Raw genomic sequence first — 23,266 nt, 5'->3', positions numbered from 1 at the left:
ATTTATGCCGGTTTTTAAGGGGGTAAACATTATAAGCCATCCCACTCAGCTTTTTTGTGTTTTTTTCGGAAGACTACAAAGTAAACCAATAAGTTACTAAAAAGCAACGGGGTTAATTCAACCTTGCGACATTAAAGTCAAATACAACGAAATGGAACCTAATGAGTTAATATTTGAGCATCAAATTATTCAGTAAAATGTTTAGTTGGAACATCTTGATACCTTCACTCTTACCACAGAAATAATGCTATCACTATCTCCACCGGGTTCACTGCTCAAGATACAGCCAATCGTTCACCACAGATTTCCCATATGATTTCTCAATAACTATCAAATTTTGCAATTACTCAACAGAAATACTGATATTTTTCTTTTTATTAATATTTTCCGAACAAATAACAACCAATTTTATATTAATTACTTTATCTGTCACTTACCAAAATATTACTCATCGCTTTTTTACTGAAAAACATAAGCCCCACTCATAACAATAAATATGCATCATTAAACAATTATCACTAAGATAATGCCTGTAATGCCCTTTTCTATTTTGCTATGCTTAATAGTCATTGGATAAAGGTTAATTAAAGATGGAAAACTGGTACCTCATTTACTGTAAACGTGGGCAAATTTCACGAGCAATAGAAAATCTGGAACGACAGGATGTTGCTTGCCTAACTCCTACCGCGAGAATTGAAAAAATAACCCGTGGTAAACGTACTGTGAATATAGAACCACTTTTTCCTAATTATCTGTTTGTTCAGTTTGACCCTGAAACTATTCATACCACAACTATCAATTCAACGCGCGGTGTTAGCCACTTTGTCCGTTTTGGCGTGCACCCTGCTATCGTACCGGAAACGCTGATTAAAGAGATCGTATCAGCAACTGAGCAAGAATATGTATCACCCGATACACCTGTGGCTGGCGATACGGTATTAATCACCGAAGGAATTTTTGAAGGATTGCAAGCCATCTACAATGAGCCAGATGGAGAAACACGTTCTATTCTGTTACTTAATATTCTGAATAAACAATTACCTAAGGCACTCGATAATAAGCAGTTTGTAAAAATTTAACCAAACAAAAAACGGGCAGAATTTACATTCGCCCGTTTTTAATCAAACCTTAACGCTTCTGTTCATATAACTGTTGAGCAACCTGTTTCGCAAAATAGGTCAGTACACCATCTGCTCCTGCACGCTTGAAGCATAACAGAGACTCCACAATTACCTGTTCCTGTAACCAACCATTCTGAATAGCAGCCTTGTGCATGGCATATTCGCCAGATACTTGATAAGCAAAGGTTGGTACACCGAATGTGTCTTTTACCCTGCGGATAACATCCAGATAAGGCATACCTGGTTTTACCATTACAGTGTCAGCGCCTTCCTGCAAATCCTGTGCAATCTCCTGCAATGCTTCATCACTATTCGCAGGGTCCATCTGATAGGTTTTTTTATTGCCCCCTTTCAGATTACGATTTGAACCGATTGCATCACGGAATGGGCCGTAATAATCAGAAGCATACTTAGAGGAGTAAGCCATAATTTGAGTATTTACATGTCCTTCCGCTTCAAACAGTTCACGGATTGCACCAATACGTCCATCCATCATGTCGCTCGGTGCCACAATCTCAGCACCAGCTTCTGCATGTGACAATGCCTGTTTGACCAAAATCTCTTTGGTGACATCATTCATTACATAACCATCCTGGTCGATAATCCCATCCTGACCATGTGTAGTGAATGGATCTAATGCCACATCAGTTAGCAACCCTAGTTCAGGAACAGCATCTTTCAACGCACGGACCGTACGCTGAATCAACCCATCAGGGTTATAAGCTTCTTCCGCCCCCAGAGACTTTTTATCTGCTTCAATAACGGGGAACAGAGACAACACAGGAATCCCCAGCCGGGCAATCTCTTCAGCTTCTTTCAGCAAAAGATCCATCGTCAGACGATACACCCCTGGCATAGAAGGCACTTCTTGACGACGATTAGCGCCCTCCATCACAAATACAGGATAGATTAAATCATTAACAGTTAATTGGTTTTCAGCAACCAGACGGCGGGAAAAATCATGACAGCGCAACCGGCGCATACGTCGACCAGGGAAAGTTCCTGGAAATGCATAGCTCATATAGCTCTCCTAACTCAAACCCAGCGTGAGGGCGCTGGGTTAATTAATATGCTATCGCTTCGTGTTAATTATCTTAGCACTACAGAACAACATGTTAAGATTACTATTATCACTTTTCCGTATTGGTTTTTGGTGACTCCTGCTCATCGTCCTCTGAACGATCCCCCAATTTCCGCTGTCCGATATAAAAATGGGAGAGCAAAATCCCCAGTTCAAACAACAGATACATAGGAATAGCCAACAAGGTTTGCGAGAAAACATCCGGCGGCGTTAACAACATGCCAACAACAAAAGCACCGACCAGAATATACGGACGCTTTTTCTTCAAGGACTCAGGGGTAACTACCCCACTCCAGCATAATAAAATAATGGCAACGGGCACTTCAAAAGAGACGCCAAAGGCCATAAACAGTGCCATAACAAAGCTTAAGTAGTTGCTGATATCCGTTGCAATCAGCACCCCTTCAGGTGCCGTTTTAGCAAAGAATCCAAAAGCAATCGGAAATACAACAAAATAAGCAAATGCCATCCCCAAATAAAACAACAGGCTACTGGAAACAAGCAGAGGGATCATCAAGCGGCGTTCATGTTTATATAACGCAGGTGCAATAAATGCCCATACTTGATAGAGAACCATAGGTGCAGATACGAATATCGACACCATAATGGTCAGTTTTATTGGCGTAAAAAAGGGAGAAGCAACATCTGTCGCTATCATACTGGCACCTTGAGGCAATTGCTTAATCAAAGGCGCAGAAATCATTTGATAGATGTCGTTAGAAAAATAAACCAATGCTAAAAAAACCACTAATACAGTAAGTAAACTGTTTAGAATTCTCTTACGCAGTTCAATAAGGTGACTGATAAGTGGTTGGGTATCATCAACAGCCATGTTTTAGTGTTCACCATTAACTTAATCAGAAGTTTTCTTCTTCGTTGCAGAAGCCGTTTGATCATTCACTGGAGCAGAAGGCTTAGATGAAGCCTCAACCTGAGACGCTGCCGACTTTTGTGCCACCTCATTTATTTCTGATGCTTTCATACTCTCTGCATCAGGTTCATTTTGGTATGCTTTTTTCAAAGACTCAGCAGCTTCTTTTAGCTCATCCATCGACGCTTTTAGTTCTGGGGATAAATTCTGCAACCCCGCTTCTTCTTGAACTTTTTTCAGGCTTTCCTGAAGCTCCTGCAATTTCAGTTCTTGTGCCAGCTCATTTTGGACGTTAGTCGCTAAAGAGCGCAGCGCCCTGATCCAACCAGCAACTGTTTTTACTGCCACCGGTAGCCGTTCTGGCCCCAAAACCACCAAGCCAATAACCATAACCAGCAGTAGCTCACTAAAACCAATGTCAAACACGGTTTATACCTGCTCTTTGTTTTTGCTCTCAGATGTTGCAGATTGAGCTACAGATTGTTTTTCAGTAATGTTTTTAGTCTCAAAATCGGCATCACTACTGGTTTTCTGAGCCTGTTGAGGCTGATTATCATCCCCTATTGCCTTTTTAAAACCTTTAATAGATGCCCCAAGATCAGAACCCAAAGTACGGAGTTTATTCGTGCCGAACAACAGCACCACAATGACCGCAATAATGAGTAATTGCCAAATGCTTATACCGCCCATTCTGATTTACCTCTATTTAACAGGGATTATTTTAATAGCTCATTATACATAAGACGAACTATAACCGACCTTCAAAAAAAATCTGCCCTAAAACAAATTTTACTCAATTTTACTCAGACGACACCAGCCAAAAAACCATGAAACCGTACCCGCGCCTATAAACAACCAAGGAATATTTGCCAAGCCAGACAACAAAAATAAGCTACCACAGAGAAACAATGTCGCACCAACACCAAGCAAGTACTGCGACTGTCGCTGTTTTATCTGTTGCCCTTTTAAATGACCTGATAACTTCTCAATACTCACTTGCAAATGTTTATGCTGCTGAAGACTGTCATACACTAATTCAGGTAGTTCTGGCAACTTTTCGGCCCAATAAGGTGCCTTTTCTTTCAACGCTCGGATAACAGCAGGCAATCCAACCTGGCTATGTAGCCATTCCTCCAGAAAAGGTTTTGCTGTTTTCCACAAATCAAGCTGTGGATAAAGCTGCCGTCCTAATCCTTCTACATACAAAAGCGTCTTTTGTAGAAGAACTAATTGAGGCTGCACTGCCATATTAAAACGACGTGCAGTATTAAATAGATTCAGAAGTACATGACCAAATGAAATTTCAGCAAGTGGCTTCTCAAATATTGGCTCACAAACCGTACGGATTGCAAATTCAAAATCTTCAACATTGGTATCACCAGGAACCCAGCCTGAATCCACATGAAGCTCAGCAACTTTCCGGTAATCACGATTAAAGAAAGCAATAAAATTCTCAGCCAGATAACGTTTATCATCTTTATTAAGAGAACCAACAATACCGTAATCAATACCAATATAAAACGGATCTTCAGGGTGTTCATAGCTGACAAAAATATTTCCCGGATGCATATCCGCATGGAAGAAGCTATCGCGAAAAACCTGCGTAAAAAAGACCTGTACTCCCCGTTCAGCCAACAATTTCATATTGGTATTCTGCGCTTCCAATGCTTCAATATCAGAAACAGGGATACCATAAACCCGCTCCATTACCAGAACATTTTCACGGCAATAATCAGGATAAATTTCTGGTACATAAAGCGTTGAACTATTTTCGAAATTACGGCGGAGTTGAATTGCATTCGCCGCTTCACGCAGCAAATTCAGTTCATCAATTAACGTCTTCTCATATTCCCGCACAACTTCACGAGGACGTAAACGGCGTCCATCGGGTAATAACATCGGTACCCAATTAGCTAGGCGGTACATTAACCGGATATCCGCTTTGATAATCGGTAGAATATCAGGACGAATGACTTTGATAACAATTTCCTGTCCATTCTCTTTTAGCCGAGCAGTATGGACCTGAGCAATTGAAGCAGAGGCCAGAGCAATAGGTTCAAAATCATCAAACCAGGTTTCCAGTGGTCCCCCTAAAGCAGTTTCAATATATTGACGCGCCAAAGCACCATCAAAAGAGGCAACTCGGTCTTGCAACAATGCTAGTTGATCCGCTATCGCGGGAGGAAACAGATCACGCCGCGTTGAAAGCATCTGTCCAAATTTAATCCAGACAGGCCCTAATTCCTGTAAGGCAAGTCGCAGCCTCTCTCCAAGTGATTTACCTTTATGTCTATTCGGGAGCCAGAACAATAAATAACGACCAAAACGAAGAGGCCAAGTTAAGCGAATTCGAGGAATGAGCTCATCCAATCCGTAAGAAAGAAAAACCCGAATGATCAAATAAAGGCGCCTTAATTCACCTGGAGTCATATTTTCCCTCTAATGCTGCCAATCGTTGTTCTATTTGCTCGATATCTTTGGCTAACATACTAACTTCTTCACTGAAATAAGCCACTTCAAGCTGATTTGGGGCTAGTTTCCATTCTTCTGTTAACGCTTCCGCCAGATAATTTTTCTGGCATTCCACTGAACCGGAAACAAACTGAAATCCTTTTTTAAGGACTTGACTAATACTTTCGGCAGCAATATCCCCGAAATAAGGAGAAAGATAATGGGCCAAATCCCATTCAACCATATCTAACAAAGCAGACCATTGCTGAACAACCTGCATATCCCCTTCAATAACCATTTCACCGCTACTGAGCAATTTGGAAATTTGTTGGCGATCCCGTAATTTAAGCAAAGCAGAAAAGTGAGTTTTAACCGTGCAATCAGCAGATTCGCTCCATTGGCTTAATACGTCCACCTGTTTCTCACTAAACACCAATGTGAGTGGTGTGCTCATTTCTTTTAATTCGATCGACAAAACTTTGTCTACCAGCCGCATACGGGCTGGCCTTAACACGGGTTCACGATATAACAGGTAATTCAACGATGTTTCCATCACTGCGGTTAAAACCGGCGTAAGTGTGGAATTAATAGCTATACTCAGTGATGGTCTTTCCATCTCAGAATTTAAAACCTCTATGTAGTGCAACAATGCCGCCAGTCATATTGGTAAAAGTCACCTGTTCAAAACCAGCCTCTTCCATCATCGTTTTAAGTGTTTCCTGATCAGGATGCATACGGATGGATTCCGCCAGATAACGATAACTATCAGCATCCCGCACAAAAACCTGACCAATTTTTGGCAGCACATGGAAAGAATAAGCATCATACGCTTTGCTTAACGGTGCGAACAAAGGTTTAGAAAATTCAAGCACCAATAAACGTCCACCCGGCTTCAACACCCGAAACATAGAACGCAGGGCTTTTTCTTTTTCGGTAACATTGCGTAAACCAAAAGAGATAGTGATGCAATTAAAATAATTATCAGGGAAAGGCAACGCTTCCGCATTGGCCTGTACATAGCTGACATTACCAATAATACCAGCGTCACGTAATTTCTCACGCCCAACCTTCAGCATAGATTCATTGATATCAGCAAGAACAACTTCACCTTTTTCACCGACTATACGAGAAAATTTGGCAGTCAGATCGCCAGTACCACCAGCTAAATCAAGTATCCTCTGACCTCGGCGCACCCCACTGGCATCAATAGTCACACGCTTCCAAATACGATGGATGCCAAACGACATTAAATCATTCATTAAATCGTATTTTGTCGCAACAGAATGAAACACATCAGCCACCATGCCTGCTTTTTCATCCTTTGCTACCGTACGGAAACCAAAATGTGTGGTTTGTTTCGTTTGGTCTACCATGTTATTTGCCCATTTTTTATTCAAAGCGTTATAAAAGTGTATCAGCCTTTCAGATAAAACCCTATCCTGGTATTAATCATTAGCACAGAATGGTTGGCTAGCCTTATCAACCAATTCGGGATCAATCGGACGTTTCACCTCAACACCTAAATTACGAAAACTCTCCGCCTGGCTTATCAGGTTGCCGCGCCCCTCAGTCAACTTTTTCATTGCCTGTCGGTAATTAAGTTGGGCCTTATCCAGGCTTTGCCCTAAACCTTGCATATCCTCGACAAACAAGCGCATTTTATCGTACATACGGGCGGCCTTATCGGCGATTAAACGCGCATTCTGGCTTTGATACTCATAGCGCCATAAGTTATTAATAGTACGTACAGCAACTAACAATGTTGATGGACTAACTAGCATAATATTGTGTTTAAGTGCTTCATCAAGCAGCTCAGGTGCCTTGTTAAGCGCAACCAGATAAGCTGCTTCAACCGGAATAAACATCAATACATAGTCCAACGATTTCAGCCCAGGCAACTGTTGGTAATCTTTGCGGCTCAAACCACGAATATGACCTTTAATTGAATCGATATGTTCTTGAAGGGCTAACTCCTGCTGACGCCGCTCGCCACTGTTAAAATAACGCTCATAAGCAACCAGCGACATTTTGGCATCAATGACCACATCTTTCCCTTGCGGTAAATGAACAATTACATCAGGTTGGAAACGGCGGTTATCCTCTACCTTGATGCTTACCTGAGTGCAAAACTCATGCCCTTCTCGTAAACCAGAAGCTTCCAGAATACGGGATAACACAACTTCTCCCCAATCTCCCTGAATTTTATTATTACCTTTAAGGGCATTTGTCAGATTGATAGCTTCCTGAGCCATCTGGGCATTCAGTTGCTGTAAGTTACGGATTTCATGTGCAAGTGTATGACGTTCACGGGCTTCCTGACCAAAACTCTCCTGTACCTGCCGATGAAAGCCATCAAGCTGTTCGCGAAATGGCGCTAAAAGCGTATTGAGACTCTGCCGATTTTGTTCATCAGTACGACGACCCGTTTGCTCAAAAATACGATTAGCCAAATTCTCAAATTGAGTATTCAAACGTAGTTCACTGTTGATCAGCAACCGCTGTTTCTCTTCAGCCGCAAGGCGACTCTCTTCCAGACGTGTCGTCACTTCCCGCAGTTCAGATTCTTGCACGCTATTGATTTCTCTCTGAGCTCGCAATTCCTGGTTCAACTGTTCACATTCAACCCGCCAATAAGTGGATTGTTCAAGTTTCTCATTGGCAACGGCAAGTTGGCTGTCCAATTTCCGTAATTCCAACTCTTGCTGTTGAATACGTTGATGGACGGAGAACCAAACGAGAATACCACCGCCCAACAGGCCACCAAGTGTACCTATCAACGTATATAACAACTGGATACCCACCGGTACTTCCTCTATCTAATGCTTAGACCAGATAAACTAAATTGCCACTGTATAGATGTCCAGAATGATTTACACAGATAGTTCAGTCTGCGAAGCCGCTCCCAATTAACTCACCCATTTCACTAACCATTGCAAACCAAACGTTCCTGGCGCTAATACGCCAAAAGACCAGATAAGTGCGGAACAGATATTCGCTATCTGGAAATAACGCAATGGCATGGCACAAATACCCGCGACTAATGGCACAATTGCCCGAAATGGCCCAAAGAATCGACCGAAGAAAATGCTCCAGATACCCCAACGTTCAAAGAAATGGTGTACTCGTGTCAGTAATTGTGGTTTACGGGAAATCGGCCAAATTTTACCAACATCACCTTTAAAATGGGCACCTACAATATAAGATACCCAATCGCCCAAAAAAGCCCCTGCTGCGGCTGCCAACCAAATTGGCCAGAAATTAAGGCCACTTTCACCTATTAATGCACCCAATCCAAGCAATATAATTGTTGCAGGTAATAACAAGGAGAAAAAAGCCAGAGATTCACCAAAAGCGAGCAAGAAAACAATCGGCATGATCCAGGTATCATGAGCTTTAACAAAAGCGATTACCAAATCAACTATTTCATGAAGACTCAAATTCATATTCCTATATTGATTAATATCCCCTATGGATTTCAAGATGCATCGCGACGACAAGGGAATGAATCCTCGGGAGCATAGCTAACTATATGTGACTGGGGTGAGCGCGCGCAGCCAACAAAGAGGCAACTTGAAAAATAACGGGTATATACCCTATGGATTTCAAGATGCATCGCGACGGCAAGGGAGTGAATCCCCGGGAGCATAGGTAACTATGTGACCGGGGTGAGCGAGTGCAGCCAACAAAGAGGCAACTTGAAAGATAACGGGTATACCACATTCAATTTAACCACCGCTGTATTAACCAGAATTAAACCAACTTTTTATTCAAGGAAATAACCTTGTAATTTCTTACGAGCAGAGAAATCAAGGCCAAGATCTTTCTCCAGCCATATATCTACACTGCCATAATGCTGATTAATACTGTTTAATGCCGTCATTAAAAACTCTTCTCTCACTGAATAAACATAAGCGAATTTATCAACTACATCATCACTCATGGTTTTCGCATGCTCATTTAACAAATATTCACGGTAAGGAGCCAAAGTAGAGTGAGTCACTAAATAATCGTCCATTACCGTATCCAAATCAGCCCCCAAAGCAAACAATACCAGAGCAGAACCTACACCGGTTCTGTCTTTACCTACCGCACAATGCTGAACTATCCCACCTTTTTCCGGTTGTTGTAGTAAGTTAACTAATGTCTTATAGGCTGAATTTTTCAGGGGCAGTAATTCATAAAGACGGAACATAAACGTCTGCGGATTAAATTGTTCTAACATGTCTGACGTCAATTTTTCCAGATTCGCATTCACTTCATCAGATAATGGATTGGCTGGAGCATGATGATAATTAGCGCCATTCCATACCAAATCTGGCTTATCCGCTATTTCACTGATATCACGATAATCTATGATTTGAAAGAGATTTTTATTTGCCAAGAAAGATTGGTCTTTTTCTGTTAAGCGATCCAGAGAACCAGAACGGAAAAGTAAACCTGATTTGATTTTTCCACCACTCGCTACTCTTTTACCACCTAAATCACGAAAATTAATTCCTCCATTGAGGGGAAGCACTGATGGATGCAATAAAGATGTTGTGATCATGATGACTCTTAATCCATTGTTAGGTGTTAAGACATTAACAGATTTCTCTTTAAAATAAGAGTGAGCCGGAATACTCCGGCCCAAAAAGTATGATTTACAACAAACGGCGAGCAGCTTCTACTACAATCCCCAATGCATTACTTTCTGTTTTCTCAAGTAATTCAACATTAGGAATCTCCTGCTGAGTACGGTTAACAATAACACCGGCAACCATACCCGCTCGCAGCCCTTGGCTTGCACACATTGTTAATAAAGTTGCCGATTCCATTTCATAATTCATGACCCCCATCGCCTGCCATTCAGTCATTGAACCTTTGAAACGGCTCACAACACGGCCAGAATAGGTATCGTAACGCTCCTGACCGGGATAAAAAGTATCGGAAGAGGCCGTTACCCCCACATGTACCATTGCACCCAAATCTTTTGCTGCTTGGTACAGAGCCGTCGTACATTCAAAATCAGCAACCGCCGGGAATTCCATCGGAGCAAAATGCAGGCTGGCACCATCCAAACGAACAGCCGCGGTAGTCACCAGCACATCACCAACATTGATATGTTCCTGAATTGCACCTGTTGTGCCGATACGTAAAAAAGTACGTACCCCTAATTGCGCTAATTCTTCAACAGCAATAGAGGTTGATGGGCCACCGATACCCGTAGAACACACAATGACAGCTTTACCATCAATCTCTGCCCGCCATGACGTAAATTCACGTAAAGAAGCAAGATGAACTGGGTTATCCATCAATCTTGCAATTTTTTCCACACGTTTCGGATCACCCGGAACAATAGCTAAAGTTGCGCCTTGCAGGTCGCTTTTGGTCAGACCTAAGTGAAATACATCAGACATATCAGACTCCTCAGCAAGAAGAATTTATAATAAAATTAGTTGAGATCTACTGTATTGAGCATTTAGACATCTTTTAGTGATAAATGTCACTTCAAAGTAATATAAAAAAGAAAAACGTACATTATTTTGAGACATAAATCACAAAATAACCATAAAATGGACAAAAAACAGGGCGTTTTACTCCATCCATAAACTAACTTAAATGAGTTCATATTATGGAAAAACAACTCATTGTTTAGCTATATTTATGTTTCATAACGTATCGAGAAAAATATATCACGGATTATCTCATCGAAATATTTTCTCCTTGAGAGTTAATAGAGGTTAATATCCATCCCGTCAAAAAGAAAAAATTATCGTTTCACAACCCGGCCATAAAAAATATTTCCAATAAACTATCAACTTAACCAAATATAAATCACTGTCGTCATTAAAATATTCACCTAACATTTATAAATCAACAAGGCAATAAACTGGACTATTTTTAAAATAATTTTTTCTTATGATGAATATATTAAAAAATCAACTGCATTCCATTTCTATAACTAAGGCGGATTCGACTAATAAATAAATTTTATTGCTTATTTACCAATATATTACAATTATATTTTCAACAAAAATAAAACAATTACCAAATATAAATATCACAGTTATCTTTTTATAGGATGCATATTGTTTAGATATATTAGACTCTTTCCACTATACTAAGGGCACTATTACTATGACGACACAAAAAACAGTTTTAATTACAGGTTTCGAGCCTTTCGACCAAGAAACGATTAATCCATCTTGGGAAGCTGCTAAGCAATTACAGGGACGAGAATTATGCGGGGTCCGTATTGAAGCGCGTCAGCTTCCATGTGTGTTCGACGTCTCTCTGGCTTGTCTGTATGCCGCTATTGATGATGTACAGCCTGATCTGGTCATTGCCGTAGGGCAGGCAGGCGGCAGGCCAAATATTACTGTGGAACACGTGGCAATTAATATCAATGATGCTAGCATTCCTGATAATCAAGGTAATCAGCCTATCAATACCCCCATAGTCGCAACAGGCCCTGCCGCCTACTTCGCCACGTTACCGATCAATGCGATAGTCAAGGGGTTGCGTGATGCAGGAATCCCTGCCTCCATTTCACAAACCGCAGGCACTTTTGTCTGTAATCACGTCATGTACGGCTTATTGCATCATTTGGCATGCACCTATCCTGAAATACGCGGTGGATTTATCCATATCCCTTATCTGCCTGAGCAAGCAGCTCGGTATTCAGGAACGCCAAGTATGGCCCTAGAAACAGTTATAACAGCGCTGGAAATTGCTATCGATGAAGCATTAAAAAACAGTGAAGATATCACTATTAATGGAGGCACAACTCATTAATTTGATATTCTGCTCGCGGAACTAAAAGTTTTTCTCTGGGAAAATGACAGGCACAGAAAATATGTTCTACTGATAATATTAATCAAACAGTAAAGATAATTCTCTCTGTGCCTGCATAGTATCATTATATGATTATTATGAATAATAATACTCTCTTTAAAGAGTTAATCAAAATGATATTTAAACAAATTGCTTCATAAAGTTAACTGCTATTACACCAAAACCCGATTTATTCAAAAAAGAAAATTATACGGTATGAGAATAGAGTTCACTCTTAGTGATATATTTAGATATATTTTCCAAGTCTATCGATAAAACTATTTCACCCAGTATCCCACGGTTAATATCAGATTCATCTATTTTTGTTACTTTTATTTCTGAAAGATGACCATTCATATTTTTAAAATATACATCCTCATAATTTTTAATTCTGGTTATCTTCCGTTCTGAATACATGTCATATTTATAAACCTCTGTATTGATTTCTTCTGGAAAATACATTTGACCAACAAAAGCAAAATGCTCTTTGTCAGTCACATTTGCGCTCAATTTTCTGATTGCAATATGAATATGAGTCGCCCTACCAGCATAAAACCCAGGGTAAATAGTCGTAAAATTAACTATTCCATTTTTATTTGATGATTGAGCGCCCCTCAGAAAATTTTGCTCATCAGTTCTATTGACCGAAGCTATTCCATCAACGTGAGGTACTACATCGGGGCTGATATGACTCCAGCCAGAATATTTTCCCCGACTATTACAATGCCAGATATCAACAAATAAATTCTCAACCGGTTTACATGTTTTATTATCCATAATAGTAATTTTCAATAAAAAAGGTATTCCTACTTCTGAATCGGTAATATCCCTTCTTATAATTTTGTCATTCCGGAAATACGGCCCTGATATCTGCTCTGGCGCAAGCGTACATACGCCTATTCCATGTTGTGGGGATAACGTTGTTTCCGTACGAGCTAAAGCAATCGGAGCAAGTGCAGCAGTCGCTGTAATAGCTGCACTACTTTTTAAAAAATTTCTTCGAGAGCTACTTTTCTTACCTTTCAACTTATTAACATCCATATAATCCTCTCTTTAATTATTAAATTTCTATTAAAATGCTTCCATCTTGTTACTACCCGAGTTATTTTGTTAATAAAATGCGTTTTTTCAAATACCAATATGGCATATATAAGTTACTAAAAGTTTGGTAATAGAAAAGACTCATGCGAAGCCGCATCACCATGCGCTACTTACAATAAAGAAAGATTATTTTTTGAAAAATGCCCATCACCAATTAAAGGTGACAGGCAAATTGTTGGATGAGTTATTTCACTGATTCACGCAGACGTTTCGCCGCTTGCACCATATTTGCCAGTGACTGCCGAGTTTCAGTCCAACCACGGGTTTTCAGGCCACAATCCGGGTTAACCCACAAGCGCTCAACCGGAATACGATCAGCCGCCTTACGTAACAGTGCTTCAATCCATTCAACACTCGGTACATTAGGTGAATGAATGTCATAAACACCCGGCCCGATCTCATTCGGATAAGAGAAGTTTTCGAATGAATCCAACAGCTCCATATCTGAGCGGGAAGTTTCAATGGTAATCACGTCCGCATCTAATGCTGCGATGGAAGGCATGATGTCATTGAACTCGCAATAACACATATGAGTGTGAATCTGTGTGTCATCTTTAGCAATTGCCGCATTCAATTTAAATGCTTCTACCGCCCAATCAAGATAGGACTGCCACTCTTCCCGGCGCAGTGGTAAACCTTCACGCAATGCTGGCTCATCAATCTGGATGATACCAATACCGGCTTTTTGCAAATCGTCCACTTCATCACGCAGTGCCAATGCAATCTGCTTAGCAATCGTCTCACGGCTGACATCTTCCCTTGGGAATGACCAACAAAGAATTGTCACCGGCCCGGTTAACATCCCTTTGACAGGTTTTTCCGTCAACGATTGAGCATATTTAGCCCATTCTACAGTGATAGCTTCTGGACGGCTGACGTCACCAATAATCACTGGTGGCTTAACACAGCGGGAGCCATAGCTCTGAACCCAACCATTCTGCGTAAAGACAAAACCGTCGAGGTGTTCACCGAAGTACTCCACCATGTCGTTACGTTCAGCTTCGCCATGAACCAATACATCTAATCCTAAACGTTCTTGTTCGTTAATTGCCTGCTTAATATGTTCACAGATATTGGTACGATAACTGGCACCATCTACCCGACCTTTTTTGAAATCCAAACGCAAGCCGCGGATTTCCGTTGTTTGCGGGAATGATCCAATGGTTGTTGTCGGCCACAATGGCAAGTTATAGCGCTGACGCTGTATTTCTGCACGCTGTGGATATGGTTGATTACGCTCACTGTCCTGTGGATTAATTGCCGCAAGGCGGTCAGTCACAGCCTGATTATTCACCCGTTTAGATTCACGACGGGCACGGATTGGCGTACTGTAGGCATCCAATTCCGCTTGTTTACCGCCTTCCGGCTGATTCAATGCCGCAGCCAGCAAGGCTAACTCTTCGCATTTCTGCAATGCGAACGCAAACCAGCTTTTCACCTCTGCATCAAGCGCAGTCTCATCATTCAGATCAATAGGGCTATGCAGAAGAGAACAGGAAGAACCGATCCACAGTGTACGGCTACCTACCAATGGCTTGATCAACTGATGTTTGGTCGTTAAATCAGCACGCCATACATTACGACCATTAATCACACCAAGGGAAAGCACCCACTCTTTTGGCAATGACTCATTCAGTTGCGCGACATCATCCTGACCTGCAACCAGATCCACATGTAACCCTTGTACCGGTAAGGATTTAATCGTTTCTAGATTGTGGCCAACGCTATCGAAATAGGTAGTTAGCAATAATTTAACCTGCCCTTGAAGCGCCTGATAAGCAACCGGATAAGCTGCCAACCACTCTGCTGGCAGTTCCAGTACCAACGCAGGTTCATCAATCTGAACCCACTCGATACCACGTCTGGCTAACTCAGCTAATATTTGCTGATAAACAGGAAGAATATCTTTCAATAAAGAGAGACGATCAAATACCTGACCTTTCACTTTACCTAACCACAGGTAAGTCACCGGCCCCAGTAAAACTGGTTTTACTTGATGCCCCAGAGCCAACGCTTCATCTACTTCTTCTAGTAACTGAGTCCAACTCAGTTTAAATTCCTGCCCTTGCTGAAACTCTGGCACAATATAATGGTAATTAGTATTAAACCATTTAGTCATTTCTGCGGCGGCGGCAGGTTCACCCGTCGGTGCACGACCGCGAGCAATACGGAACAAGGTATCTAGATCAATCGTGCCATCTGAATTTTGGTGACGTGGCGGCACATTACCGAGTAGTAAACTGGTGGTTAGAACATGATCATACCAAGCGAAATCACCAACCGGCACTAAATCAACACCAGCCTGCTTCTGTTGCTCCCAGTGACGGGCACGTAACTCACGGCCAGTTTCCAATAATTCTTGCTGAGAAATTTTCCCTGCCCAATAGTTCTCCTGAGCCTTTTTGAGTTCTCTTTTCAAACCGATACGTGGAAAGCCAAGTGTGTGATTAATAATCGTCATTTCATTATCCCGTCATTTTTAGCCGTCTAGATGTTTACACATCCATAATCAACAGGTAAGGTATAAACCACAAGCGCAATTTATTCATTATCATCCTGAAGGTTTCTCATGATCGAAATAAAACATTTAAAAACATTACAATCATTGAGTCATTGCGGTTCATTAGCGGCGGCAGCCAATCATCTGCATCAAACACAATCCGCTTTGTCTCATCAGTTCAGCGATCTTGAACATCGCCTTGGCTTCCGGTTGTTCATTCGTAAAAGTCAACCGCTTCGCTTCACGCCACAGGGTGAAATTTTATTACGGCTAGCAGAACAAGTGCTCCCTCTGGTTCAAAATGCCCTCCGCGAATGTAAAGAGCCGGGACAAACAAATCTGCGTATCGCTATTGAATGCCATAGTTGTATTCAATGGCTGACACCTGCACTCAAGCATTTCCGAGAAACCTGGCCCCAAGTCAATGTGGATTTCAAATCCGGTGTCACTTTTGATCCACAGCCTGCACTACTGCAACGGGAACTGGATGTCGTTTTGACATCAGATATTCTCCCGGAGAGTCATCTGCACTACACACCACTATTTGATTATGAGGTCAAACTGGTTGTCGCTCCGGATCATCCTCTGGCAAATAAATTGCACATCCAGCCAACAGATTTAATTGATGAAACATTGATGATCTACCCCGTTCAGCGTCAGCGATTCGATATCTGGCGGCGTTTCTTGCAACCTGCGGGGGTTGCCCCTACGTTGAAAAATGTGGATAACACCCTGTTACTGATCCAAATGGTCGCTGCCCGCATGGGAATCGCAGCCCTGCCACATTGGGTTGTTGAGACATTTGAAAGACAAGGGTTAGTGGTAACTAAAACACTGGGAGAAGGTTTATGGAGCAGGCTGTACGCTGCCGTTCGTGAAGGCGAACAGTATCAGCCTGAGACTGACGCATTTATCCATTCCGCACGCCAACATGCGATGGATAATCTGCCATTCGTAAAAGGAATTGCAAAACTAAACGTTGATGCCCCCAGAACAACGCAGCAACCAAATCCCCTCCAATGGTAAATTTTACCCGCCACTCCACCGGAACCAACGTATTATTCATCATTGCCAGGGGTTCCGGTATCTATGGCGGAAAAACGAGTACCATCAGCCAGACACGAGTAAACGCCACAAATCAGCTATCAACCTGACGGCGAGATACTCACCGATCAGGCTGAATAAAGTGACTCACAAGGTTGTCGTGACAACCAACAAATTACAGGATATCAGTGCTCTTTCTCTACCAATAGAGCTTCCAGTAAATCCAAATCATGCAGCAAGGTTTGCAGTGTCTCATTACTGATTTTTCTGGTTGCACGCAGGTGATACAACTCACCGCGCTCCGCCCTTAATGCGGTCAGACGAAAACGACGTTCCAAGTCTTCCACTAGCAGGTTATGTTCGATCTCATCCTGCCCCACAGTACGGCGACGCAAATAGCCAATCACCCTCGAAGCAACTTCAGTAATCACTTCAGCATCCAATTGCTCTTCGGGACTAGCAGAAAGACGTTCTTCCATCTTATTCATACTAACAATCGCCACTTCCGCCATAGCGGCCCGCGCCATTCGTACCTCACTGAGATCTGCCTCCTTATCGGAAGTTTGCATTCCCCGTAACAGGAATGGCAAAGAGAGGACACCAATTAACAACGAGAACAGAATGACCCCCGCGGCAATAAAGATAAGCTGATAACGGGCCGGGAATGGCGTACCATCCGCCAAAAACAGAGGAACAGACAGTGCACCAGCAAGAGTGATTGCTCCACGAACTCCGGCAAAAGATGCCAGCCATAACTCACGAGTGGTATAAGTCGCAAAATTCAGTGGATTTTTTTTCATAAAAACTTTGCTGATATTCTTCATCAGCCACAACCAGCAGAAACGCAGTAATAGAAGGGCTCCATAAATCACTGCGACCGCGGCGAACAGCATCCAGATTTCAACGGTTGGATCAAGTTCTGCCTGTACAACGGAAGTTTCCCAGATCCTCGGTAGTTGCAGGCCCAACATAATAAACACCAGACCGTTAAACACAAACGCCAGCATCGACCAGACACTATCAGCGCGTAAACGCATCGCTAATGGCGCATTACGGATAACCCCAGATTTACTGATAGTCATACCCGCAGCAACCGCAGCCAAGATACCGGAAACGCCAATATGTTCCGCAATCAAATAAGAAGCAAACGGCAACAGCAACATGAAAACAATTTGGGTTGCTGGATCGCCACCGCTCCAACGGTTCATTAAACGCAGGGATTTACTGTACAGCCAGGTTACTGCAATACCGGATAACAAACCGCCAATAGCAACCTTGAAGAATTCTATGGTCATGTCAGTAACAGAAAATGCCATCGTTCCCATTGCTATCGCGACAGCGAACTTTAAGGCTACCAGGCCGGAAGCATCGTTCATTAACGCTTCCCCTTCCATCACATTCATCATGCGCTTAGGCATGCGCCTTTTTCCAACAATGGACGATAAAGCCACTGCATCTGTTGGCGATAGCACAGCAGCAAGGGCAAAAGCAGCAATTAACGGAATGCCAGGCATTAACCAGTAAATCAGATAACCAATACCGATAACAGTAACCAGCACCAATACCAGCATCAGTATGAAAATTTCCCGTCCGTACTGGAAAAACTCTCTGGTTGGCATTTTCCAGCCATCAACGAATAACAAAGGAGGAATTAGCAGAACGAGAAATAGCTCAGGATTAAAAGTAACATGTAAGCCAAAGTGTGGCCAAGCCAGCAATGCTCCCATTGCAATCTGCATTAACGGCAGAGGTATGCGGAACGGAATCACTTTAGTCAAAACGCCAGAAACTGAAACCACCAAAATCAAGATCAGAATAGTAAAGAATATTTCCATGTTGCCCTTACAATTTACTAAGAACCGTTGGTATACAGATTGAAACTCTTTTTCTTCCCGTTAACACAAAACAGTGAGAATAAATCTTAATACTAAAGTAACTGAATCAATCGAAAAAGGTAGATACACGCGGAGCCGTATCCGAAAGAATTGCAGGAATATTGTAAACTAATCAGATAAATAGAGGGGAAATAATTGAGAATTTAAAAGTAATCGCAAGAAATGGCAAAGTGCGCAGGGATGAACAGACCTTACGCACTTTTTAATCAATCAAATAGCCCAATCACCAGCATAAAATGCTACTAAAGCGATCGTAATTACCACTGTACCGATATTCAATTTGCGCCATTCACCTGAACAAATACGACCAACAACCAGCGAACTGAAACCCAACATAATACCAGTTACAATATTGCAGGTCAGAACAATAAAGACCGCACAGAGCATACCGGACATCGCCCCAACAAAATCATCGAAATCCAGCTTTCTAACATTACTCAGCATCAACAAACCAACATACATCAACGCTGGTGCCGTGGCATACGCCGGTACAAGATAGGAAAGTGGAGAAAAGAACAAAATTAACAGGAACAGGATACCGACAACTGTTGCGGTTAAACCTGTTTTACCGCCTGCGGCGGTACCCGCGGCTGATTCGATATATACCGCAGCCGGGGAAGCACCGATAGCACCGGCAAAAATACTACTAACAGAATCAGCAGTGAGCGCTTTACTGCCATTAATAATCTGTCCACCTTTATCCAACAGATTCCCTTGCCCTGCTACCGCACGGATGGTACCGGTCGCATCAAACACCGCAGTCATTACCAGCGCCAACACACTAGGTAACACAATTGGCTGCAAAGCCCCAATAATATCCATACTAAAAATCAAGGACAGACCGTCATCTCCCAGACTTGGTACCTTAAAAAACCCTTGATATCTCACTGCCGGATCAAAAATCAGCCCAATAACAGAAATCATCACGATCACTAACAACACACCACCGGGAACTTTCAATTTTTCCAGGCCAAAAATAACAGCCAGCCCAAGCAGAGTCATCACAACCGGAAAAGAGGTGAACGCTCCCAGAGCAACAGGCAGACCTTCCAGTGGATTCTTAATGACCAGACCAACACCATTTGACGCAATCAGTAACAAAAACAGCCCAATACCAATCCCTGCGCCATGCGCAATGCCCATTGGAATATTGCGTAAAATCCAAGAACGAATACCGGTAACAGAAATCACCGTAAACAAGCACCCCATCAGAAATACCGCACCGAGTGCAACCGGAATAGTGATTTGCTGCCCTAAAACCAAGCTAAAAGCGGTAAATGCAGTCAACGAAATTGCACAACCAATTGCCATAGGCAAGTTAACCCACAACCCCATTAACAAAGAACCAAAACCGGCAACCAAACAAGTGGCAATAAAGACAGCAGTATGGGGAAACCCTGCCTGCCCTAACATTCCCGGTACAACGATGACTGAATAAACCATCGCCAAGAAAGTGGTGATCCCTGCCAGAATTTCACGGCGTACCGTTGTGCCACGTTCGGTCAATTTAAAATACTTATCCAGTTTGCATTTAACTGGTGCCTGAATGCCTGACATGTCGTTCCCCTGCATTATGTTCATGGTACTTCTTCCACTTCCCCATCAAACGAAAACGATTACCTCGCTTAATAACACAACAACTTAATGAACATTGCACCAATCGGTTCAACAAATCACAAAAGCAATCGTTTGGTTTTTAGAATAGAAAGCAGTGAGAAAATTTGAGGCGAAAGATTATCCAGTGATCATAGTGCTGAAATCAATAGCTAACAGTTTTATTTGGCTAAGTATCAGAAAAATGACTTTCGGAGATTAAACTTTTTACAATAATTAATCGCAATGTTTCAAACTTAGGATTCCGCTTACTATCCATTTGAAAAACAAAAAGATTTATACAGTGCTGACTGCTATTCACAGCCAGCTTTTACACCGGTACAACTATCGACTGAACACTTCACTTTTATCACTTTTATTACTTTGTGGATTAAACCGATCCATTGTTGAAATCAGAAATAGCGCTGCAATGATGACAAGTAGAATAGGTAAACCTGATGGCGTCACTGAACTCGCTATACCGGCAAGCAGTGGCCCAAACAAACTGCCAATACCCCACAACATAGCCGCCGCGGCATTAGCCACTATCAGATCATTTCCTGAAAAATACTGACCAATTTGGACTAATGCAACGGTGTAAATAGCCCCCGCAGTTGCCCCTAAAACAATCAACAGAGGCCAGATAAGATATTGATGCGCCATAGCAAATGGCAATAACATACTTGCTCCGAGCGTTACTACACCGCAAATCTGGTACAAACGCATACGATTCATATGATCCGCCAGCCAACCAAACGGTAACTGCATCAATGCATCGCCAGCAAGAACAACACTTATCATTAGTGCAGCTACCGCTTCGACATATCCACAACTCATTCCGTAGATGGGTAACATAGAAAGAATGGTGCCGTCGAAAAAGGAAAAAAACAGCACACCACCACAGATCGCCGGTGCAACTTTCACAAATTGAACAATAGAGAAATTGGATTGCTTACTGTGTCGCGGCAACATATCACCTTTCTTCTGATCTACCATGACAAAAAGCACCAGAGAGAAGATATGGATCAGAGTACAAATTAGTATCGGCGTTTTATCTGCAATACCATAAAAAGCAATGATAGAAGGGCCAAGCAACTGACTGATAGTAAAAACCGTCGTATAAACAGCTAGTATCCTGCCTCGTTTATTCTCTTCACAGAGTTCATTAATCCAAGTTTCACCTAGACAGATCATTAAGCCGTTAGCAGCACCAGTCATTAGCCGCAGAGGAAAAAGCACCTCCATCGGCAACGAACCCAAAAGTGGAAGCAAACTGCCAGCAGAAACTCCTGTTGCAATCATCATGGCGTGTTTCTTACCTACCAGAGCTGCAATTTTCTGGACTACCGGAGCACTCAAAAGAACCCCCAATGCCGGAGCCGCAGAAATTAAACCAATGTACAACTCATCAATACCTTGGCTATGCAAGCGTAACGCTATCATTGGGATAGTCAAACCAATAACAATGCCAATAACCGCGACACTCGTGGTAATAGTAAAGATGGCAAAAAAATTACTATTTCTATAATCACGACGGTTCATTTTATTTATGTTTATCCAGCAAAAATAAAGAGCATAAATATGAAATGAACTGAAAACAACAAATTAATAATATTATATTGAATATATTAATTCTGATTGGTTACTATTTCAAATAGTAAATATATAGCGATATATCAGCATTAAGCCCGAAGCTAGCACGATAATATTGATAAACTTCAAGAATGTTTCTCTGGAGATTTTTAGTGTCACCTGGCGGCCAAAATAGATTCCCAACAACATGGCTGGAATAAATACCAGTATCAATAACAAAAATGAGGTGTCCAGATAGATACCCATGACAACAAAAATAATCACTCTCGTCAGAGTACTGAAACCAATTAAAGTTGTCTGAGTGATCCTGAAAATTTCCTTATCAGATATACGCCCGGTTAGATAAATTGCATAAAGAAACCCTCCACTACCAAATAACGCACTGAAAATACCTCCACTCAGCCCAAACGGAATGGCGGCCTTAACAGGGAATTGGCGATAGGTTTTACTGAAAAATAACGAATAAATTGAATAGAAAACAACAAATAACCCCAACACCAGAACTAAAACATCAGGTCGGGCCATCAATAAAATGGCGGCGCCAATCAAACTACCAGCAATCATTAATGGAATAATTAACTTAATCTCACTAAACTCTGATTTTTTACCCTCTCTGGTAATATTAATCACTGCGGCGGTTAAATCTACCAACGCGAGCATAGGCACAATTTTCGCTACAGGAATATAAAATGCCAGAATTGGACTGGCAATAAGCGCAGAGCCAAACCCGGCCATACCAAAAACCAGATAAGCAAAGAAAACGACAAAAATGCAAATAAGCAGATCAGGCCATGCAAGTAGATGTAACATTTCTATTTCCCTGAAAATAGCTTCTAAACCAGAGTGTTTGTTTTCTCAATACTAATAGTTTTTACTATCACTTGTCAGGCCAATCTGCAAAAAATGGGATACACCAGTTAAAGATGTCCTTATGCACACATGGCGATGGTATGGTTCTAATGGAAAGATAACATGTTAAAATTATAGTTAATTGCAAATATTTACTAAACAATAAATGATCTACCATATATTGAGATCATAGTAAGAGCATTGGCAAGATAAAAACGATACCACCAACAAACCAGAAGGCGATCTTAAAAAGAATGGTATTTCGTTAGATTAGATTGATATTGTCATTAATACCATTCATACAACGATGTAGAAAGCTCTGACGGATTAACCAGGCAAGATTATAACGGTTTA

At 41.8% G+C, this 23,266-nt stretch carries 20 protein-coding genes; 3 read left to right on the top strand and 17 right to left on the bottom strand.

What is annotated here, in order from left to right:
* Positions 1-590: 590 nt before the first annotated feature.
* Positions 591-1,079 carry a transcription/translation regulatory transformer protein RfaH gene (rfaH, locus tag EAE91_RS03425; RefSeq protein ID WP_105399364.1) on the top strand — a complete coding sequence of 163 codons (489 nt, stop codon included), beginning with the start codon at positions 591-593 and terminating at the stop codon, positions 1,077-1,079.
* 49 nt (positions 1,080-1,128) lie between these two features.
* Here rfaH and hemB read toward each other — a convergent pair whose 3' ends face one another.
* The 11 genes from hemB to udp all read right to left on the bottom strand — a co-directional run bounded on the left by hemB (position 1,129) and on the right by udp (position 10,920).
* Entirely contained in the window at positions 1,129-2,142 is a 1,014-nt protein-coding gene (gene hemB / locus EAE91_RS03420; RefSeq protein ID WP_214087253.1) for a porphobilinogen synthase, read from the bottom strand.
* Positions 2,143-2,251: 109 nt separating this feature from the next.
* Positions 2,252-3,034, bottom strand: coding sequence for a Sec-independent protein translocase subunit TatC (gene tatC, locus EAE91_RS03415; protein WP_214087252.1), 783 nt, complete (start codon positions 3,032-3,034; stop codon positions 2,252-2,254).
* Between the two features lie 21 nt (positions 3,035-3,055).
* Entirely contained in the window at positions 3,056-3,499 is a 444-nt protein-coding gene (gene tatB / locus EAE91_RS03410) for a Sec-independent protein translocase protein TatB (RefSeq protein ID WP_214087251.1), read from the bottom strand.
* A 3-nt stretch (positions 3,500-3,502) separates the two neighbouring features.
* Complete coding sequence (gene tatA / locus EAE91_RS03405) at positions 3,503-3,763, bottom strand: Sec-independent protein translocase subunit TatA (RefSeq protein WP_214087250.1); 261 nt, start codon at positions 3,761-3,763, stop codon at positions 3,503-3,505.
* 99 nt (positions 3,764-3,862) lie between these two features.
* Positions 3,863-5,503 carry a ubiquinone biosynthesis regulatory protein kinase UbiB gene (gene ubiB / locus EAE91_RS03400; protein WP_214087249.1) on the bottom strand — a complete coding sequence of 547 codons (1,641 nt, stop codon included), beginning with the start codon at positions 5,501-5,503 and terminating at the stop codon, positions 3,863-3,865.
* Positions 5,490-6,140: a ubiquinone biosynthesis protein UbiJ gene (ubiJ, locus tag EAE91_RS03395; RefSeq protein WP_214087248.1), complete on the bottom strand. Its 651-nt coding sequence runs from the start codon at positions 6,138-6,140 to the stop codon at positions 5,490-5,492. Before ubiJ ends, ubiB begins: the two co-directional genes overlap by 14 nt.
* Before the next feature lies 1 nt (position 6,141).
* Positions 6,142-6,897, bottom strand: a complete 756-nt coding sequence (gene ubiE / locus EAE91_RS03390; protein WP_214087247.1) for a bifunctional demethylmenaquinone methyltransferase/2-methoxy-6-polyprenyl-1,4-benzoquinol methylase UbiE — start codon at positions 6,895-6,897, stop codon at positions 6,142-6,144.
* 72 nt (positions 6,898-6,969) lie between these two features.
* Positions 6,970-8,265, bottom strand: a complete 1,296-nt coding sequence (gene rmuC, locus EAE91_RS03385; RefSeq protein WP_376744750.1) for a DNA recombination protein RmuC — start codon at positions 8,263-8,265, stop codon at positions 6,970-6,972.
* Between the two features lie 165 nt (positions 8,266-8,430).
* Positions 8,431-8,967 (bottom strand): DedA family protein, encoded by a 537-nt coding sequence (locus EAE91_RS03380; RefSeq protein ID WP_376744729.1) that lies wholly within the window; start codon positions 8,965-8,967, stop codon positions 8,431-8,433.
* A 320-nt stretch (positions 8,968-9,287) separates the two neighbouring features.
* On the bottom strand, positions 9,288-10,070 hold the full coding sequence (locus tag EAE91_RS03375; protein ID WP_214087244.1) for a tyrosine-protein phosphatase: 783 nt from the start codon (positions 10,068-10,070) through the stop codon (positions 9,288-9,290).
* A gap of 94 nt (positions 10,071-10,164) precedes the next feature.
* Positions 10,165-10,920: a uridine phosphorylase gene (udp, locus tag EAE91_RS03370; RefSeq protein ID WP_214087243.1), complete on the bottom strand. Its 756-nt coding sequence runs from the start codon at positions 10,918-10,920 to the stop codon at positions 10,165-10,167.
* A 721-nt stretch (positions 10,921-11,641) separates the two neighbouring features.
* Between udp and pcp the strand changes: the two genes are divergently transcribed.
* Positions 11,642-12,298, top strand: a complete 657-nt coding sequence (pcp, locus tag EAE91_RS03365; protein WP_214087242.1) for a pyroglutamyl-peptidase I — start codon at positions 11,642-11,644, stop codon at positions 12,296-12,298.
* Between the two features lie 246 nt (positions 12,299-12,544).
* Here pcp and EAE91_RS03360 read toward each other — a convergent pair whose 3' ends face one another.
* On the bottom strand, positions 12,545-13,378 hold the full coding sequence (locus tag EAE91_RS03360) for an intradiol ring-cleavage dioxygenase (RefSeq protein ID WP_214087241.1): 834 nt from the start codon (positions 13,376-13,378) through the stop codon (positions 12,545-12,547).
* Between the two features lie 244 nt (positions 13,379-13,622).
* Positions 13,623-15,899 (bottom strand): 5-methyltetrahydropteroyltriglutamate--homocysteine S-methyltransferase, encoded by a 2,277-nt coding sequence (gene metE / locus EAE91_RS03355; protein ID WP_214087240.1) that lies wholly within the window; start codon positions 15,897-15,899, stop codon positions 13,623-13,625.
* A gap of 108 nt (positions 15,900-16,007) precedes the next feature.
* Between metE and metR the strand changes: the two genes are divergently transcribed.
* A complete protein-coding gene (gene metR / locus EAE91_RS03350; RefSeq protein ID WP_214087239.1) occupies positions 16,008-16,964 on the top strand; it encodes an HTH-type transcriptional regulator MetR in 957 nt (318 codons plus the stop codon).
* Between the two features lie 203 nt (positions 16,965-17,167).
* Here metR and EAE91_RS03345 read toward each other — a convergent pair whose 3' ends face one another.
* The 4 genes from EAE91_RS03345 to EAE91_RS03330 all read right to left on the bottom strand — a co-directional run bounded on the left by EAE91_RS03345 (position 17,168) and on the right by EAE91_RS03330 (position 22,873).
* Positions 17,168-18,817: a Na+/H+ antiporter gene (locus EAE91_RS03345; protein ID WP_214087238.1), complete on the bottom strand. Its 1,650-nt coding sequence runs from the start codon at positions 18,815-18,817 to the stop codon at positions 17,168-17,170.
* Positions 18,818-19,087: 270 nt separating this feature from the next.
* Positions 19,088-20,434 (bottom strand): NCS2 family permease, encoded by a 1,347-nt coding sequence (locus EAE91_RS03340; protein ID WP_214087272.1) that lies wholly within the window; start codon positions 20,432-20,434, stop codon positions 19,088-19,090.
* Between the two features lie 381 nt (positions 20,435-20,815).
* Complete coding sequence (locus EAE91_RS03335) at positions 20,816-22,012, bottom strand: MFS transporter (RefSeq protein ID WP_214087237.1); 1,197 nt, start codon at positions 22,010-22,012, stop codon at positions 20,816-20,818.
* A 108-nt stretch (positions 22,013-22,120) separates the two neighbouring features.
* Positions 22,121-22,873 carry a sulfite exporter TauE/SafE family protein gene (locus EAE91_RS03330; RefSeq protein WP_214087236.1) on the bottom strand — a complete coding sequence of 251 codons (753 nt, stop codon included), beginning with the start codon at positions 22,871-22,873 and terminating at the stop codon, positions 22,121-22,123.
* Positions 22,874-23,266: the final 393 nt, after the last annotated feature.

Origin of the sequence: Photorhabdus noenieputensis, assembly GCF_018448935.1 — a bacterium.
GTDB lineage: Bacteria > Pseudomonadota > Gammaproteobacteria > Enterobacterales > Enterobacteriaceae > Photorhabdus > Photorhabdus noenieputensis.
Note: the sequence above shows the minus strand (reverse complement) of the source record. Positions and strands in the feature narration are given on the sequence as shown.

Bases quoted from the DNA above. Each gene is read 5' to 3' on its own strand.
- rfaH (WP_105399364.1), top strand. From the start codon at position 591: ATGGAAAACTGGTACCTCATTTACTGTAAACGTGGGCAAATTTCACGA.
- hemB (WP_214087253.1), bottom strand. From the start codon at position 2,142: ATGAGCTATGCATTTCCAGGAACTTTCCCTGGTCGACGTATGCGCCGG.
- tatC (WP_214087252.1), bottom strand. From the start codon at position 3,034: ATGGCTGTTGATGATACCCAACCACTTATCAGTCACCTTATTGAACTG.
- tatA (WP_214087250.1), bottom strand. From the start codon at position 3,763: ATGGGCGGTATAAGCATTTGGCAATTACTCATTATTGCGGTCATTGTG.
- ubiB (WP_214087249.1), bottom strand. From the start codon at position 5,503: ATGACTCCAGGTGAATTAAGGCGCCTTTATTTGATCATTCGGGTTTTT.
- ubiJ (WP_214087248.1), bottom strand. From the start codon at position 6,140: ATGGAAAGACCATCACTGAGTATAGCTATTAATTCCACACTTACGCCG.
- ubiE (WP_214087247.1), bottom strand. From the start codon at position 6,897: ATGGTAGACCAAACGAAACAAACCACACATTTTGGTTTCCGTACGGTA.
- EAE91_RS03380 (WP_376744729.1), bottom strand. From the start codon at position 8,967: ATGAATTTGAGTCTTCATGAAATAGTTGATTTGGTAATCGCTTTTGTT.
- EAE91_RS03375 (WP_214087244.1), bottom strand. From the start codon at position 10,070: ATGATCACAACATCTTTATTGCATCCATCAGTGCTTCCCCTCAATGGA.
- udp (WP_214087243.1), bottom strand. From the start codon at position 10,920: ATGTCTGATGTATTTCACTTAGGTCTGACCAAAAGCGACCTGCAAGGC.
- pcp (WP_214087242.1), top strand. From the start codon at position 11,642: ATGACGACACAAAAAACAGTTTTAATTACAGGTTTCGAGCCTTTCGAC.
- EAE91_RS03360 (WP_214087241.1), bottom strand. From the start codon at position 13,378: ATGGATGTTAATAAGTTGAAAGGTAAGAAAAGTAGCTCTCGAAGAAAT.
- metE (WP_214087240.1), bottom strand. From the start codon at position 15,899: ATGACGATTATTAATCACACACTTGGCTTTCCACGTATCGGTTTGAAA.
- metR (WP_214087239.1), top strand. From the start codon at position 16,008: ATGATCGAAATAAAACATTTAAAAACATTACAATCATTGAGTCATTGC.
- EAE91_RS03345 (WP_214087238.1), bottom strand. From the start codon at position 18,817: ATGGAAATATTCTTTACTATTCTGATCTTGATTTTGGTGGTTTCAGTT.
- EAE91_RS03340 (WP_214087272.1), bottom strand. From the start codon at position 20,434: ATGTCAGGCATTCAGGCACCAGTTAAATGCAAACTGGATAAGTATTTT.
- EAE91_RS03335 (WP_214087237.1), bottom strand. From the start codon at position 22,012: ATGAACCGTCGTGATTATAGAAATAGTAATTTTTTTGCCATCTTTACT.
- EAE91_RS03330 (WP_214087236.1), bottom strand. From the start codon at position 22,873: ATGTTACATCTACTTGCATGGCCTGATCTGCTTATTTGCATTTTTGTC.